This window comes from Pseudomonas sp. X4, assembly GCF_040784925.1.
In the GTDB taxonomy this organism is placed as follows: domain Bacteria; phylum Pseudomonadota; class Gammaproteobacteria; order Pseudomonadales; family Pseudomonadaceae; genus Aquipseudomonas; species Aquipseudomonas putida_Z.
On sequence record NZ_CP160798.1, the window covers coordinates 3,773,395 to 3,788,712 of the forward strand.

The following is a 15,318-nucleotide window of genomic DNA, read 5'->3' on the forward strand; positions in this document are numbered from 1 at the left end:
ACGCTCCCGGTGCAACCCTCTAACCTTCGCGCGTGTTTCAGGTGCCCTGCCAGCCCCGACTGGGCAGGGTGAAACTGGGAAGCCGGTGGGTGCCAGCATGGCGCGATTCCGGCGCTGCCCCCGCAACGGTAGGTGAGTCGCGGCCGCGCAGGGCCACTGGGTGCCAGCACCCGGGAAGGCGCGCAGGCTTGGGCCAAGGCCCGCTCACAAGCCCGGAGACCGGCCTGATACTGCCAACGGCATCACGGAGGGTGATGCGCGGTGCACCGTGGCGTACGGCCACGGCCCCTGCGCGTTCTCCGTCTGCCCGCCTTTTACCTGTCGCCGCGCGTTGCCGTGGCGCCAGCCAGCGGAGAACCCTGATGAGCGAATCCACCGAACGCGACGAACGCCACCTGGCGCGCATGCAGCGCAAGAAGGCGATCATCGACGAACGCATCGCCAATTCCCCCAACGAATGCGGCCTGCTGCTGGTGCTGACCGGCAATGGCAAAGGCAAGAGCAGCTCGGCCTTCGGTATGCTCGCGCGCGCCCTGGGCCATGGCATGCAGTGCGGTGTGGTGCAGTTCATCAAGGGCCGCAACAGCACCGGCGAAGAGCTGTTCTTCCGCCGCTTCCCCGAGCAGGTGCGCTACCACGTGATGGGCGAGGGCTTTACCTGGGAAACCCAGGACCGCCAGCGCGACATTGCCGCCGCCGAAGCGGCCTGGGCCGTGTCGCGCCAGTTGCTGCAAGACCCTAGCGTGCAGTTCGTGGTGCTCGATGAACTGAACATCGCCCTCAAGCACGGCTACCTCGACCTTGACCAGGTGCTGTCCGACATCCAGGCCCGCCCACCGATGCAGCATGTGATCGTCACTGGCCGTGCCGCGAAACCCGAGATGATCGAGCTGGCCGACACCGTGACCGAGATGGGCATGCTCAAGCACGCCTTCCAGGCCGGCATCCGTGCACAGAAGGGCGTGGAACTGTGAGCCAGCCGCGCCATTGCCCCGCCGTGCTGATCGCGGCACCGGCCTCTGGCCAGGGCAAGACCACCGTCACCGCCGCCCTGGCCCGCCTGCACCGCAACCTTGGGCGCAAGGTGCGGGTGTTCAAGTGCGGGCCCGACTTTCTCGACCCGATGATCCTCGAGCGGGCCAGCGGCGCGCCGGTGTACCAGCTCGACCTGTGGATGATCGGCGCCGAGGAAAGCCGCCGCCTGCTGTGGGAAGCCGCCGGCGAGGCCGACCTGATCCTGATCGAAGGGGTGATGGGGCTGTTCGACGGCACGCCGTCCAGCGCCGACCTGGCGCGCCACTTCGGCGTGCCGGTGCTGGCGGTGATCGACGGCACGGCCATGGCCCAGACCTTCGGCGCGCTGGCCCTGGGCCTGGCACGCTACCAGGCGGACCTGCCGTTTGCCGGTGTGTTGGCCAACCGGGTCGGCAGCCTGCGCCACGCGCAACTGCTGGAAGGTAGCCTGACCGAGGGCCTGCGCTGGTATGGCGGCTTGTCCCGCGAGCGCGGTATCGAGCTGCCCAGCCGCCACCTGGGGCTGGTCCAGGCCAGCGAGCTGAACGACCTGGACGCGCGCCTGGATGCCGCTGCCGAGGCGCTTGGCGCCAGTTGCGATGCTGCCTTGCCGCCGCCAGTGACCTTTGCCGAACCCGAGCCGCAAGCCAGTACTGCCTCGTTGGCCGGTGTGCGCATTGGCGTGGCGCGGGACGAGGCCTTTGCCTTCACCTATGGCGCCAACCTCGACCTGCTGCGCAACCTGGGCGCACAGCTGGAATTCTTCTCGCCGCTGCATGACCGCGAACTGCCGGCAGTGGACAGCCTGTACCTGCCGGGCGGTTATCCCGAACTGCACCACCACGCCCTGGCCGGTAATGCGCCGATGAACGAGGCGATCCGTGCCCATCACGCCCAGGGCAAACCGTTGCTGGCCGAGTGCGGCGGCATGCTGTATCTGCTCGATGCCCTGACCGACGTGGCCGGCGAGCGTGCCGAGCTGCTCGGCCTGCTGCCGGGCGAAGCGACCATGCAGAAGCGCCTGGCTGCCTTGGCCTTGCAGGCGGTGGAACTGCCTGAAGGCACCCTGCGCGGTCACACCTATCACCATTCGCTGACCAGTACCGCACTGGAGCCGATCGCACGTGGCCTGAGCCCCAATGGCGGGCGTGGCAACGAAGCGGTGTACCGCCTGGGTCGGCTGACGGCTTCCTACGTGCACTTCTACTTCCCCTCCAACCCGGATGCGGCGGCGGCGCTGTTGCGACCATGAGCGAACACGCCTACAGCGACGCCGAGCGCGCCGCGATCTACCGGGCCATCGGCGAGCGCCGTGACATGCGCCATTTCGCCGGTGGCGAGGTAGCCCCGGAACTGCTGGGCCGCCTGTTGGCTGCCGCGCACCAGGCGCCCAGCGTCGGGCTGATGCAGCCCTGGCGTTTCATCCGCATCACCCGGCGCGACCTGCGTGCGCGCATCCAGGCCTTGGTGGAAGCAGAGCGGGTGCGTACCGCCGAAGCGTTGGGCGAACGCTCCGACGCCTTCATGAAACTGAAGGTGGAGGGCATCAATGACTGCGCCGAGTTGCTGGTGGCCGCCCTGATGGACAACCGCGAGCCACATATCTTCGGCCGCCGCACCCTGCCGGAAATGGACCTGGCCTCGCTGGCCTGCGCCATCCAGAACCTGTGGCTGGCAGCCCGTGGCGAAGGCCTGGGCATGGGCTGGGTGTCGCTGTTCGACCCGCAGGCGCTGGCGGCGCTGCTGGGCATGCCGGCCGGGGCCAAGCCGGTCGCGGTGCTGTGCCTGGGGCCGGTGACCGAGTTCTACCCGGCACCGATGCTGGTGCTGGAAAACTGGGCCGAGGAACGGCCCTTGAGTGAAATGCTCTTTGAGAACCAATGGGGAGAGCGCCAATGAGCGTGGCCTTGCTGACCGTGGCCGGGGTGGCCCTGGATGCCTTGCTGGGCGAACCGCAGCGGCGCCATCCGCTGGTAGCCTTCGGCAACATGGCCAGTAACCTCGAGCGCCGCCTGAATGCCGGTGGGCGCGGCTGGCGCAGCCACGGGGTGAGCGCATGGTTCCTGGCCGTGGTGCCGCTTACCCTGGTGGCACTGATCCTCTCCTGGCTGCCGTACATCGGCTGGCTGGTTGACGTGCTGGCGCTGTACTGCGCCGTCGGGCTGCGCAGCCTGGGCGAACACGTGTTGCCGGTGGCCAGTGCCTTGCGCCAGGGTGACCTGCAAGAAGCGCGGCGCCGTGTGGGCTACCTGGTCAGCCGCGAAACCCGTGAACTGGACGAACCTGCGGTGGCCCGGGCGGCCACCGAATCGGTACTGGAGAATGGCAGCGATGCGGTATTCGCCGCGCTGTTCTGGTTCGTGGTCGCCGGCGCACCGGGCGTGGTGCTGTACCGCCTGAGCAACACCCTGGACGCCATGTGGGGCTACCGCAACGAGCGCTTCGAACGCTTCGGCTGGTGCGCGGCGCGCGTCGACGATGTGCTCAACTATATCCCTGCCAGGCTGGTGGCGTTGACCTACGCGCTGCTGGGCAAGACCCGCCTGGCCCTGGCCTGCTGGCGCAAGCAGGGCCCGCTGTGGGACAGCCCCAATGCCGGGCCGGTGATGGCCGCCGGTGCTGGTGCGTTAGGTGTGGAACTGGGTGGCCCGGCGGTGTACCACGGCGAGCTGCATGAGCGGCCACGCCTGGGTGACGGGCCAATGGCCGACGCCGACGCCATCGAGCGCGGCTGGGGCCTGGTGCAGCGCGGCGTATGGCTGTGGCTGCTGGTGATCTGCCTGGGGGCCTATATCAATGCTTGAACACGGAGGCCGCCTGCTGCGGGCGGTACGGCAATACGGCATCGCCCGCGAGCAGTGGCTCGACCTGTCCAGCGGCATTGCGCCATGGCCTTTCCCGATTCCACCGATTCCCGTGGAGGCCTGGGCTCGCCTGCCGGAGACCGAGGACGGCCTGGAGGACGCCGCGCGTGCGTATTACGGCGCCCGCCAATTGCTGGCGGTGGCCGGTTCCCAGGCCGCGATCCAGGCCTTGCCGCTGTTGCGCGCAGCCGGCCGGGTAGGGGTGTTGACGCCATGCTATGCCGAGCACCCATACGCCTGGCAACGGGCGGGGCACCAGTTGCTGGAGCTGGACGAAGCGCAGGTCGAGGCGACGCTCGACAGCCTTGACGTACTGGTGCTGGTCAACCCCAACAACCCCACCGGCCGCCGGGTGCCGCGTGAACGCCTGTTGGATTGGCATGCGCGCCTGGCCGCCCGCGGTGGTTGGCTGCTGGTCGACGAAGCGTTCATGGACAACACCCCGGCGGATGGCGTGGTCGATTGTGCCGAGCGCCCGGGGCTGATCGTGCTGCGCTCGTTCGGCAAGTTCTTCGGCCTGGCCGGCGTGCGCCTGGGGTTCGTTGCCGCCGAACGCAGCCTGCTGCTGCGCCTGGCCGAGTTGCTGGGGCCGTGGACCGTCAATGGCCCGACCCGGGTGCTGGCCCAGGCCAGCCTGGCCGACCACGCCGCCCAGCGTGCGCAGGTCGAACGCTGCGCTGCCGCCAGCCAGCGGCTGGCTATGCTGTTGCGCAGCGCCGGCCTGGCGCCCAGCGGCGGTTGCGACCTGTTCCAGTACGTACGCAGCGAGCACGCTGCACAACTGCATGACTTTCTTGCCCGCCGCGGCATCCTGGTGCGGTTGTTCGAGCACCCGCCGGCGGTACGCCTTGGGCTGCCTGCCCATGCGGCGGACGAACAGCGCCTGGCCCAGGCCCTGGCGGCCTATCAGAAGGAAACGGCATGACCACCCTCATGGTGCAAGGCACCACCTCCGACGCCGGCAAGAGCACGCTGGTGACCGCACTGTGCCGCTGGCTGTTGCGCCAGGGCGTCGGCGTGGTGCCGTTCAAGCCGCAGAATATGGCGCTGAACAGCGCGGTGACCGCCGACGGCGGTGAAATCGGCCGGGCCCAGGCAGTGCAGGCCCAGGCCTGCCGGCTGCAACCGCACACCGACATGAACCCGGTGCTGCTCAAGCCCAACAGCGACACCGGCGCCCAGGTGATCATCCATGGCCGTGCCGTCACCAGCATGAACGCGGTGGCCTACCACGACTACAAGGCCATCGCCATGCAGGCGGTGCTGGCCTCGCACCAGCGCCTGAGCGCCGCCTGGCCGGTAGTCATGGTCGAAGGCGCGGGCTCGCCGGCGGAGATCAACCTGCGTGCCGGTGACATTGCCAACATGGGCTTTGCCGAAGCGGTGGACTGCCCGGTGATCCTGGTTGCCGACATCAATCGTGGTGGTGTGTTCGCCCATCTGGTCGGCACGCTGGAACTGCTGTCGCCCAGTGAGCAGGCGCGGGTAAAGGGCTTTGTCATCAACCGCTTCCGCGGCGACATCGCCTTGCTGCAGCCGGGGCTGGACTGGCTGGAGCAGCGCACCGGCAAGCCGGTACTGGGCGTGCTGCCGTATGTCACCGATCTGCATCTGGAAGCCGAAGACGGCATCGACGCACGCCAGGGGGCAAAGGCCGAGCGCGTGCTCAAGGTGATCGTCCCGGCACTGCCGCGTATCAGTAACCACACCGACTTTGACCCGCTGCGCCTGCACCCGCAGGTGGACCTGCAGTTCATCGGCGCGGGCCAGCCGATCCCGGCCGCCGACCTGATCATCCTGCCGGGCTCCAAGAGTGTGCGCGGCGACCTGGCGCAACTGCGTGAGCGCGGTTGGGACAAGGCCATCGACCGGCACCTGCGCTATGGCGGCAAGCTGATCGGGATCTGCGGTGGCCTGCAGATGCTGGGCCGCGAAGTGCATGACCCGCTTGGTCTCGAAGGTGCCGCCGGCTCCAGCCCGGGGCTTGGCCTGCTCGATTACGCCACGGTGCTCGAAGCCGAGAAGCAACTGCGCAACGTTGCCGGCACGCTGAACCTGGAGGCAGTCCCGGTTGCCGGTTATGAAATTCATGCTGGCGTCACCACGGGGCCTGCCCTGGAGCAGCCAGCCGTGCAACTTGCCGATGGCCGTTGCGATGGTGCTGTCAGCGCTGATGGCCAGATACTTGCCACCTACCTGCACGGCCTGTTCGAAGGTAGCCAGTCGTGCGCGGCGCTGCTGCGCTGGGCTGGGCTGGATGATGTGCAGGCCGTCGATTACCAGGCCCTGCGCGAACGCGATATCGAGCGCCTGGCCGACCTGGTGGAAAAGCACCTGGACACCGCGCGCCTGCGCCAGCTCTGTGGGGTGGCCTGACATGCTCAACCTGATCCTCGGTGGCGCCCGCTCGGGCAAGAGCCGCCTGGCCGAACAGCTGGCCAGCGCCAGTGGCCTGCCGGTGACCTATATCGCCACCAGCCAGCCGCTGGATGGTGAAATGAACGAACGCGTGCTGCTGCACCGCCAGCGTCGCCCCGATGACTGGGGGCTGATCGAAGAACCCCTGGCCCTGGCCGCGGTGCTGCGCGCCGAAGCGGCCGAAGGGCGCTGCCTGCTGGTGGATTGCCTGACCCTGTGGCTGACCAACCTGCTGATGCTCGAAGACGACCAGCGCCTGACCGAGGAGCGTGATGCGCTGCTGGCCTGCCTGGAACAGTTGCCGGGCACGGTCATCCTGGTCAGTAACGAAACCGGCCTGGGCGTCGTGCCCATGGGCGAGCTGACCCGACGCTATGTCGACCTGGCCGGCTGGCTGCACCAGGCTGTGGCCGAACGCTGTCAGCGCGTGGTGCTGACCGTGGCCGGCCTGCCCCTAATGCTCAAAGGACCTGCACTATGACCCAAGCCTGGTGGCGTGACGCCTGCCAACCCCTCGACAACGCCGCCATGGACCAGGCCCGCGCCCGTCAGCAGCAGCTGACCAAACCTGCCGGTTCGCTCGGCCAACTGGAAGGTTTGGCCATTCAGCTGGCCGGCCTGCAGGGGTGTGAACGGCCGACCTTGGATAACGCCGCAATCAGCATTTTTGCCGGTGACCACGGCGTGGTCGAGGAAGGCATCTCGGCCTACCCGCAAGCGGTGACCGGGCAGATGCTGCGCAACTTCGTCGGCGGTGGCGCGGCAATCAGCGTGCTGGCGCGCCAGCTGCAAGCAAGCCTGGAAGTGGTCGACCTGGGCACCATCGACCCGCACCTGGAACTGCCTGGCGTGCGCCATCTGCGCCTGGGCGCCGGTACCGCCAACTTCGCCCGCCAGCCAGCGATGACCGAGGGCCAGCTGCAGGCCGCCCTGCAGGCTGGCCGCGATAGTGCCCTGCGCGCCGCCGAACAGGGCGCGCAGCTGTTCATCGGTGGCGAGATGGGTATTGGCAACACCACGGCTGCCGCTGCCTTGGCTAGCGTCCTGCTGGGCTGCCCGCCGGCTGAGTTGAGTGGCCCTGGTACCGGCCTGGACCACGCCGGGGTGCGGCACAAGGCCGAGGTCATCGAGCGTGCGTTGAGCCTGCATGGCCTTAGCGCCAACGATCCATTGCAGGCACTGGGCTGTGTCGGTGGTTTCGAGATCGCGGCCTTGGCCGGTGCCTACATTGGCTGCGCGCAGGCGGGTATCGCGGTACTGGTGGACGGCTTCATCTGCAGTGTCGCCGCGCTGCTGGCGGTGCGCCTCAACCCGCAGTGTCGGGCCTGGTTGCTGTTCGCCCACCAAGGCGCAGAGCCTGGGCACAAAGCCTTGCTCGACGCGTTGCAGGCCGAGCCGTTGCTGGCCCTGGGCCTGCGCCTGGGCGAGGGCAGTGGGGCTGCCCTGGCCGTACCGCTGTTGCGCCTGGCCTGTGCGTTGCACGGGCAGATGGCGACCTTCGCCGAGGCTGCGGTGGCGGACCGCCCGGCATGATCCTCGACCTGCTGCGCCATGGCGAAACGGAACAGGGAGGCCTGCGTGGCAGCCTTGATGATGCCTTGACCGACAAGGGCTGGGCGCAGATGCGTCACGCCGTGGCCGAAGCCGGCCCGTGGGAGGTGCTGGTCAGTTCGCCGCTGCAGCGCTGTGCGCGTTTTGCCGAGGAACTGGGCGAGCGGCTGAACCTGCCGGTACAGCGCGAAGCGGCGTTGCAGGAACTGCATTTTGGCGACTGGGAAGGCCGTAGTGCGGCGCAGATCATGGAAGACCAGGCGGACGCGCTGGGGCGCTTCTGGGCGGACCCTTACGCTTTTACACCGCCCAATGGCGAGCCGGTCGAGGCGTTCGCCGAGCGTGTGCTGGGGGCTGTCGAGTGCCTGAGCCATCAGCATGCTGGCAAGCGTGTGCTGCTGGTCACCCATGGCGGCGTGATGCGGTTGCTGCTGGCCCGTGCCCGTGGTTTGCCGAGGGCGCAGTTGCTGCAGGTCGAAGTCGGCCACGCTGCGCTGATGCGATTGGTGCCGGGTGACGACGGCCAGTTGGTCGAGGGGCGCTGAAATGTTGCCGTTGTGGATTGCCTTGCAGTTTCTCAGCAGTCTGCCGGTGAGTCTGCCGGGCATGCCGGCGCCGCGCGAGGTGGGGCGCTCGCTGCTCTGCTACCCGCTGGTCGGGTTGCTGTTCGGCCTGTTGCTGTGGCTGGCCAGCCACCTGCTGGAGGGCACGCCGACGCCGCTGCACGCGGCCCTGCTGCTGACGTTGTGGGTGTTGCTCAGTGGCGCCTTGCATCTGGATGGCCTGGCGGACAGCGCCGACGCTTGGCTGGGTGGTTTCGGTGACCGCGAACGCACCCTGCTGATCATGAAAGACCCGCGTAGCGGGCCGATTGCCGTGGTTACGCTGGTGCTGGTGCTGTTGTTGAAGTTCTGCGCCTTGTGGGTGCTGGTCGAGCAGGGCATTGGCGCGCAGTTGCTACTGGCACCGTTGATCGGGCGGGCGGCGATGCTCGGGTTGTTCCTGAGTACGCCTTATGTACGGCAGGGTGGTTTGGGGCAGGCGCTGGCCGAGCACCTGCCCCGGCATGCGGCCGGTTGGGTGCTGCTGGGCTGTGTGCTTTTTTGCCTGGTCCTGGGCGGGTGGGTCGTGGTGCTGGCGTTGGCGGTGTTTGCCTGGTTGCGACAACTGATGTGCCGGCGCCTGGGCGGGACTACCGGCGATACCGCTGGTGCAATGCTCGAGTTGCTCGAATTGGCCGTGGTGCTGGGGTTGGCGTTGGGCGTCTGAGCCTTGCTCCTACAAGTGACCGCGCAAGCAGGATGTTTCTGTAGGGCGTTTCTGAGCCTAACGTGTTGGTAAATTCCTGAAAAAACTCAGCAAGAACCGGCATCTTTTCACTGGCGTATGCTTGCCCCTCCCGCAAACGTCGAGGAGTGTCGGCACCATGCGTCATGTCATTCTCGCTGCGTTTTTGTTGGCCATGGGGCCTGCTGCCATGGCAGCCGATCTCATGGCTTTCTGGAACACCCCCCGCCACGGTGGCAACAGCTTCAACCGGCTGCCGCCTGATCAAGCCTACTTCGACGCCTTGAGCGGTTATGGCGCGACCTGGGTGCGGCTGTCCTACGACAAATGGCAGCCGGCGGAACGCGACTTCCTCCTCGGCGATGCCGATGCCTATCAAGGCCTGGCTGCGGCTGACCTGGCCACGCTGCGAGCCACCCTCGACCGCGCCCATAAGGCCGGCCTCAAGGTGGTGATCGCACCGCTCTCGCTACCCGGCATGCGCTGGTCGCAAAACAACCAGGGCCAGTTCGACGACCGCCTCTGGCAGGACAAACGCTACTGGTTGCAGGCTGCGGCCTTCTGGCGGGATCTGGCCCGTGAGCTGAAAGGTCACCCGGCCATCGCCGCCTACAACCTGGTCAACGAGCCCGCCCCGGAGAAGCAAGGTGGCCTGGCCGAGCATGCCGACCCTGGGCAAATGCAGCAGTGGTATGCACGGCAGCAGGGCAGTGCGCGTGATCTGCCGGCCCTGTATCGGCAGTTGATAGCGGCCATTCGCGAGGAGGACGCGGACACGCCGGTCATGCTCGATGCCGGCTGGTTCGCCGCCGCCGACGCCTTTGGTTACTGGCCGGCACCTCTGGAAGACCAGCGGGTGCTGTACAGCGTGCACATGTACGAGCCCTATCTGGTGACCAGTGCACCGAACATGACGCGCAAGCAACCCATCGCCTATCCCGGCTCGGCACCGTTCGCGGGGCAAACGCAGCAGTGGGATGGCCAGCGTGTGGCGCAATATCTGCGCCAGCCGCTGGACTGGGCCGCGGCCATGAACGTGCCCCGCTCGCGGTTGGTGGTGGGCGAGTTCGGCTGCATGCGCAGGCTGCCGGGCTGCCGGCAATACCTGGAAGACGTGCTCAGCGTGCTGGATCGCCACCAGTTGCACTGGGCCTTCTACAGCTTCCGTGAAGATAACTGGGACGGCATGGACTACGAACTGGGCTCGGCCAAGGTGCCGTGGCGCTATTGGCAGGCAATCGAGCAGGCCGTTCCAGACCCGCTGGTGCGCAAGGCTACAGCAGAGTTCGAGCCGATTCGCCGGCGCTTGAACCTGGTTAAGTAATTGGGGGCCGCTTTGCGGCCCATCGCCGGCAAGCCAGCTCCCACAGGTACAGCGTTGCTCTCGAGGTTGTCGCTGTACCTGTGGGAGCTGGCTTGCCGGCGATGGGCTGCGTAGCAGCCCCATTAACGCTATCTGACAGGCATTAGGGCTGAGGGGCGTCGGTAATCGTGAAATCTCTTGCAACACACATGACGCGGGTATATACACGTATCCATGTTGACCAGTGAATGCATCTGCACCCACCTGCGTCGTGCCGCCCGTGGGGTGAGCCGGCATTACGACGAGGCCCTTGCCGGCTTCGGGGTCAATGTCGCCCAGTTTTCCCTGTTGCGTCATCTGCAGCGGCTCGATCGCCCGAGTATCACCACCCTGGCGGAGGCCATGGGCCTGGAGCGTAGTACCCTGGGCCGCAACCTGCGGGTGCTGGAGGCTGAAGGGCTGGTGGCCTTGGCTGATGGTGACGATCAGCGCAACCGCGTGGTGCTGCTGACCGAGGCCGGTACCCAACTGCTGCGCGCTGCCCATCCGGCCTGGGAACAGGCACAGGCCGAACTGGTGGAGCGGCTGGGGGCAGGGCAGCGGGATGAACTGGTGCGTTTGCTGAACCAGCTGGCTTGAATTGATACGACTATAAGCGGGTATATACCCGTAAAACCTTGCGATGTGCTGGAGATAACGACAATGACTTCGGTGTGGCGAACCAGCGGGTGGGTATTGGTGGGGGCAGCGCTGATCCTGGCGCTGTCCCTGGGTGTGCGGCACGGCTTCGGCCTGTTCCTGGCGCCTATGAGCGCGGACTTCGGCTGGGGGCGTGAGGTATTCGCCTTCGCCATTGCCTTGCAGAACCTGATCTGGGGGCTGGCGCAACCGTTCGCCGGCGCCCTGGCCGACCGCATGGGCGCGGCGCGGGTGGTGATCATTGGCGGTATTCTCTACGCTGCCGGGTTGGTGCTGATGGGCATGGCCGACTCGGCCTGGTCGTTGTCGCTGAGTGCCGGCTTGCTGATCGGCATCGGCCTGTCCGGCACCTCGTTCTCGGTCATCCTCGGCGTGGTTGGGCGTGCCGTGCCGGCGGAGAAGCGCAGCATGGCCATGGGCATTGCCAGCGCTGCCGGTTCTTTCGGCCAGTTCGCCATGTTGCCGGGCACGCTCGGCCTGATCCAATGGTTGGGCTGGTCCGCAGCGTTGCTGGTACTGGGCCTGATGGTGGCGCTGATCGTGCCCTTCGTCGGCCTGCTGCGCGACCGGCCGCTGCCCACTCATGGTACCGAACAGACCCTGGGCCAGGCCTTGCGCGAGGCGTGCTCGCATTCCGGCTTCTGGTTGCTGGCGCTGGGCTTTTTCGTTTGTGGTTTCCAGGTGGTGTTCATTGGCGTGCACCTGCCGGCCTACCTGGTCGACCAGCACCTGGCCGCGACCACCGGCACAACGGTGCTGGCGCTGGTAGGCCTGTTCAATATCGTCGGTACCTTCACCGCTGGCTGGCTGGGCGGGCGCATGTCCAAGCCGCGCCTGCTGACCGGGTTGTACCTGCTGCGTGCGGTAGTGATCGTGCTGTTCCTCTGGGCGCCGGTGACTGAAGTCAGCGCTTACCTGTTCGGCATCGCCATGGGCCTGCTGTGGTTGTCCACGGTGCCGTTGACCAACGGCACGGTGGCCACTGTGTTCGGCGTGCGCAACCTGTCCATGCTTGGCGGTATCGTCTTCCTGTTCCACCAGCTGGGCGCCTTCCTGGGCGGCTGGTTGGGCGGAGTGGTGTATGACCGCACCGGCAGCTACGACCTGGTCTGGCAGATTTCCATCCTGCTCAGTCTGCTGGCTGCCGCCCTCAACTGGCCCGTGCGCGAACGTCCGGTCGCCCGCCTGCAGGCCCAGGCCGCATGAACCGCTACCTGGCTCGAGGGCTACTGGCCGTCGCCGCCCTGTTGCTGCTGGCGCTGGTGTGGTGGGGCTGGCACAAGGGCGGGATGGCGCTGATGCAGCTGGGCATGAGTGTTTGTTAGGCGCTACCCTGCAAGTTCAGGGATTGTCTTGCGGGAGAAACGAGTCATGCGTGCACATTGGTTGACGGTGCCGGTGCTGGCCCTGCTTGCCGGCGCATCGAGCTGGGCTGCCGATTGCCCGGCGTTGTTGCAGGGTAGCCTGCCAGAGTTGCGGGGCAAGGGGCAGGTGGACCTGTGCCAGCGCTTTGCCGGCAAGCCGCTGGTGGTGGTCAACACGGCCAGTTACTGCGGTTTTGCGCCGCAGTTCGAGGGGCTTGAGGCGACATACAAGGAATATCACGAGCAAGGCCTGGAAATGCTTGGTGTGCCTTCCAATGACTTCAAGCAGGAGGACGCCGACAGCGAGAAGACAGCCAAGGTTTGTTATGCCAACTATGGCGTCACCTTTACCATGACCAAGACACAGGCGGTTCGGGGCGCGGATGCGATACCGCTGTTCGCGGAGCTGGCCAACCAGAGCAGTGCGCCGAAGTGGAATTTCTACAAGTACGTGGTGGACCGCAAGGGCAAGGTGATTGGTAACTTTTCCAGCCTGACCAAGCCGGATGATCCAGCGTTCCGGGCAGCCATCGAAAAGGCCATTGCCTCCCAGCCATAACCTGGCTGCTTTTGCTTTTAAGCGCGCGATAGTTCAGGCGCCGCCGATTGCGACTTCAGGAGGCCGAGCGAAGGGACTGCGGAGGGAGGTGACGGGCATGGATGCCCGTCAAGCGCTGAGGCCCCATGGATGGGGCCTGCAGCGCGTACTCCCGGGAGCAGGCCCGTAGCGAGGGGACCCCGGAGCGCAGCGTAGGGGCCGGATGATAGGAGCCATGTACGGGTCACCCACATGGGTTACATAAAAGTTCACTCACATAGGTGACACCTTTCCGCCGTAAGGGCGGAAAGGTGATTAAGCGCCACCTTCGAAAATGAATGTTGACCTTGTTGTTGATGCCCACGCTTGAAAGCGAAGAGCGAAGAGCGAAGAGCGGAAAAGTACTGGTATTGATCTCGCGCATAGTCCATTTACGATGGCGACGCTTACTCACCTTTTCGCCCTTACGGCGAGTCACTTTTTGTCAAACGCGACAAAAAGTAACCAAAAAACGCTGCGCTCCCATCATCCGGCCCCTCCGCTACGCTACGGGGTTCCCTCGCGCCGGTCTTGCTCCCGGGAGTACGCGCTGCAGGCCCCATCCATGGGGCCTCAGCGCTTGACGGGCATCCATGCCCGTCACCTCCCTCCGCAAGACCTCTGCTCGGCCTCCTGAAGTCGCGAAGATCAAGATCAAGATCAAGATCAAGATCAAGATCAAGATCAAGATCAAGATCAAGATCAAGATCAAGATCAAGATCAAGATCAAGATCAAGATCAAGATCAAGATCAAGATCAAGATCAAGATCAAGATCAAGATCAAGATCAAGAGCAAGAGCAAGAGCAAGAGCAAGAGCAAGAGCAAGAGCAAGAGCAAGAGCAAGAGCAAGAGCAAGAGCAGGGGACTTGTCTGGGTTTCAGGTTACTTCACTTTGCATGCACAGTAATCGCCACCAACCGCACAACCACCGGCCTGACCATCAATACACAAACGAACGCCACAGGCATCGCCAACTGGTAAGCCTTCAGCACGTTGCCAAGGTATTCAGGGTTAATCCCCCCATTCGCTGCCGTGATCACGAAACACATCAATAGCGCCATGATCGACGACATGTAGAAGGCAAAAACGTAGGGCGTGGCCCCCGGGTGCAATTTGCGTCGGCTGCGTGTCTGGGACAGGTTGCTCATGCGAACTCCTGAAAAGAAAGTAGAGGCGCAGGTTAGCAACGCACCCGGCAGCAGCTGTAGACCAGCCGTATTGAGTTCTTTATAAAGAGATTCTTACGAATCCAAGGGCTCAGCATGGACCTGCTCAACGCCATTCGCAGCTTCATCAAGGTGGTCGAAGCCGGCAGCATCGCCGCCGGTGCCCGCAACCTGGGCCTGAGCCCGGCCGCGGTTAGCCAGAACCTGGCACGCCTGGAAGGCCACTTGCAGGTTCGCCTGCTCAGCCGCACCACCCGCAGTATGGCGCTGACACCCGCCGGCACCCAGTATTACGAACGCGTCAGGCACATCGAGCGCGACCTGGCCTTGGCCGAACAGGCCGTCACCGCCCCCGACAGTGAACCCCAAGGGCGGCTGTGCATTGCCTCGACGTCCGCCTTCGGTCGCCATGTCCTGGCGCCATTGATACCCGCGTTCAGTGCCCGCTACCCACTGCTTTCGATAGAGTTGGTAACGACTGATCGCCGGGTCAACCACGCGCGGGAGGATGTGGACGTGAGCCTGCGCATTGCCCCGCAACTCGAAGACCAGTTGCTGGCCCGGCATATCGCCCGTATACCGTTCATTTGCTGTGCCTCGCCCGGTTACCTGCAAAGCGCCGGTGTGCCGGCCACGCCCGAGGCCTTGCGTGACCACCGCTGCCTGGTGTTCCGCTACCCGGTGGATGGGCGCTTCCTGCGTTGGGGGTTCATGCGCGACGGGCTGCGGTTCGAGGCAGAGTTCGGCAGCGTATTGATCAGCGACGACATAGACGCCCTGACCCAGATGGCACTGCATGATGGCGGCATCACCCGCCTGGCCGAGTTCATCGTAAGGCCGCATTTGGCCACCGGGGCGCTGGTGCCGTTGTTCGAATACAGCGATAGCGGCCAGGCCTATGCCCAGACCGAACCGATGGATATCTACCTGTGCCTGGCCGACCGCTTCGCCATGACCGCAAAAGTGCGTGTGTTCATGGGCTACCTGCGCGAATGCCTGGGTGACAGCTGGCAGGTGCAGGCCTGAAACGATATTGGGGCTGCTTTGCAGCCCATCGCGACACAAGGCCGCTCC

At 65.6% G+C, this 15,318-nt stretch carries 18 protein-coding genes and 1 riboswitch; of the genes, 17 read left to right on the forward strand and 1 reads right to left on the reverse strand.

The window, feature by feature from the left end; all coding sequences use genetic code 11:
- Positions 1–22: 22 nt before the first annotated feature.
- A riboswitch (cobalamin riboswitch) is annotated at positions 23–243 on the forward strand.
- Between the two features lie 119 nt (positions 244–362).
- The 16 genes from cobO (at position 363) to ABX298_RS16915 (ending at position 13,985) form a co-directional block, all read left to right on the forward strand.
- Positions 363–974, forward strand: coding sequence for a cob(I)yrinic acid a,c-diamide adenosyltransferase (cobO, locus tag ABX298_RS16840; RefSeq protein WP_013971375.1), 612 nt, complete (start codon positions 363–365; stop codon positions 972–974).
- On the forward strand, positions 971–2,266 hold the full coding sequence (locus tag ABX298_RS16845; RefSeq protein ID WP_075044014.1) for a cobyrinate a,c-diamide synthase: 1,296 nt from the start codon (positions 971–973) through the stop codon (positions 2,264–2,266). Before cobO ends, ABX298_RS16845 begins: the two co-directional genes overlap by 4 nt.
- Positions 2,263–2,913 (forward strand): 5,6-dimethylbenzimidazole synthase, encoded by a 651-nt coding sequence (gene bluB, locus ABX298_RS16850; protein WP_025338024.1) that lies wholly within the window; start codon positions 2,263–2,265, stop codon positions 2,911–2,913. Before ABX298_RS16845 ends, bluB begins: the two co-directional genes overlap by 4 nt.
- A complete protein-coding gene (gene cbiB / locus ABX298_RS16855) occupies positions 2,910–3,818 on the forward strand; it encodes an adenosylcobinamide-phosphate synthase CbiB (RefSeq protein WP_015269245.1) in 909 nt (302 codons plus the stop codon). The genes bluB and cbiB overlap by 4 nt, the downstream gene beginning before the upstream one ends.
- The gene (cobD, locus tag ABX298_RS16860) at positions 3,811–4,803 is read left to right on the forward strand and encodes a threonine-phosphate decarboxylase CobD (protein ID WP_367393355.1); all 993 of its coding nucleotides are present in this window, start codon (positions 3,811–3,813) and stop codon (positions 4,801–4,803) included. Before cbiB ends, cobD begins: the two co-directional genes overlap by 8 nt.
- A complete protein-coding gene (locus tag ABX298_RS16865) occupies positions 4,800–6,254 on the forward strand; it encodes a cobyric acid synthase (RefSeq protein WP_085721795.1) in 1,455 nt (484 codons plus the stop codon). The genes cobD and ABX298_RS16865 overlap by 4 nt, the downstream gene beginning before the upstream one ends.
- Position 6,255: 1 nt before the next feature.
- Positions 6,256–6,777, forward strand: coding sequence for a bifunctional adenosylcobinamide kinase/adenosylcobinamide-phosphate guanylyltransferase (cobU, locus tag ABX298_RS16870; protein ID WP_039615361.1), 522 nt, complete (start codon positions 6,256–6,258; stop codon positions 6,775–6,777).
- Positions 6,774–7,829: a nicotinate-nucleotide--dimethylbenzimidazole phosphoribosyltransferase gene (gene cobT, locus ABX298_RS16875; RefSeq protein WP_182328617.1), complete on the forward strand. Its 1,056-nt coding sequence runs from the start codon at positions 6,774–6,776 to the stop codon at positions 7,827–7,829. The genes cobU and cobT overlap by 4 nt, the downstream gene beginning before the upstream one ends.
- On the forward strand, positions 7,826–8,392 hold the full coding sequence (locus tag ABX298_RS16880) for a histidine phosphatase family protein (protein ID WP_367393356.1): 567 nt from the start codon (positions 7,826–7,828) through the stop codon (positions 8,390–8,392). Before cobT ends, ABX298_RS16880 begins: the two co-directional genes overlap by 4 nt.
- Position 8,393: 1 nt before the next feature.
- Complete coding sequence (locus ABX298_RS16885; protein ID WP_367393357.1) at positions 8,394–9,116, forward strand: adenosylcobinamide-GDP ribazoletransferase; 723 nt, start codon at positions 8,394–8,396, stop codon at positions 9,114–9,116.
- Positions 9,117–9,339: 223 nt separating this feature from the next.
- Positions 9,340–10,458, forward strand: coding sequence for a glycoside hydrolase family 5 protein (locus ABX298_RS16890; protein ID WP_367394484.1), 1,119 nt, complete (start codon positions 9,340–9,342; stop codon positions 10,456–10,458).
- A gap of 213 nt (positions 10,459–10,671) precedes the next feature.
- Positions 10,672–11,076 (forward strand): MarR family winged helix-turn-helix transcriptional regulator, encoded by a 405-nt coding sequence (locus ABX298_RS16895; protein WP_025338032.1) that lies wholly within the window; start codon positions 10,672–10,674, stop codon positions 11,074–11,076.
- A gap of 72 nt (positions 11,077–11,148) precedes the next feature.
- Positions 11,149–12,342, forward strand: coding sequence for an MFS transporter (locus ABX298_RS16900; protein WP_204249926.1), 1,194 nt, complete (start codon positions 11,149–11,151; stop codon positions 12,340–12,342).
- Positions 12,339–12,461, forward strand: coding sequence for a hypothetical protein (locus ABX298_RS16905; protein WP_075044023.1), 123 nt, complete (start codon positions 12,339–12,341; stop codon positions 12,459–12,461). The genes ABX298_RS16900 and ABX298_RS16905 overlap by 4 nt, the downstream gene beginning before the upstream one ends.
- A 46-nt stretch (positions 12,462–12,507) precedes the next feature.
- Complete coding sequence (locus tag ABX298_RS16910; protein ID WP_286101190.1) at positions 12,508–13,059, forward strand: glutathione peroxidase; 552 nt, start codon at positions 12,508–12,510, stop codon at positions 13,057–13,059.
- Between the two features lie 611 nt (positions 13,060–13,670).
- A complete protein-coding gene (locus tag ABX298_RS16915; RefSeq protein ID WP_367393358.1) occupies positions 13,671–13,985 on the forward strand; it encodes a hypothetical protein in 315 nt (104 codons plus the stop codon).
- On the opposite strand, the gene ABX298_RS16920 is transcribed toward ABX298_RS16915, so the two are convergent.
- Positions 13,966–14,226 (reverse strand): DUF2798 domain-containing protein, encoded by a 261-nt coding sequence (locus ABX298_RS16920; protein ID WP_317410098.1) that lies wholly within the window; start codon positions 14,224–14,226, stop codon positions 13,966–13,968. The two genes, ABX298_RS16915 and ABX298_RS16920, sit on opposite strands and share 20 nt — an antisense overlap.
- Before the next feature lie 114 nt (positions 14,227–14,340).
- Between ABX298_RS16920 and ABX298_RS16925 the strand changes: the two genes are divergently transcribed.
- Complete coding sequence (locus ABX298_RS16925) at positions 14,341–15,270, forward strand: LysR family transcriptional regulator (RefSeq protein ID WP_317410097.1); 930 nt, start codon at positions 14,341–14,343, stop codon at positions 15,268–15,270.
- Positions 15,271–15,318: the final 48 nt, after the last annotated feature.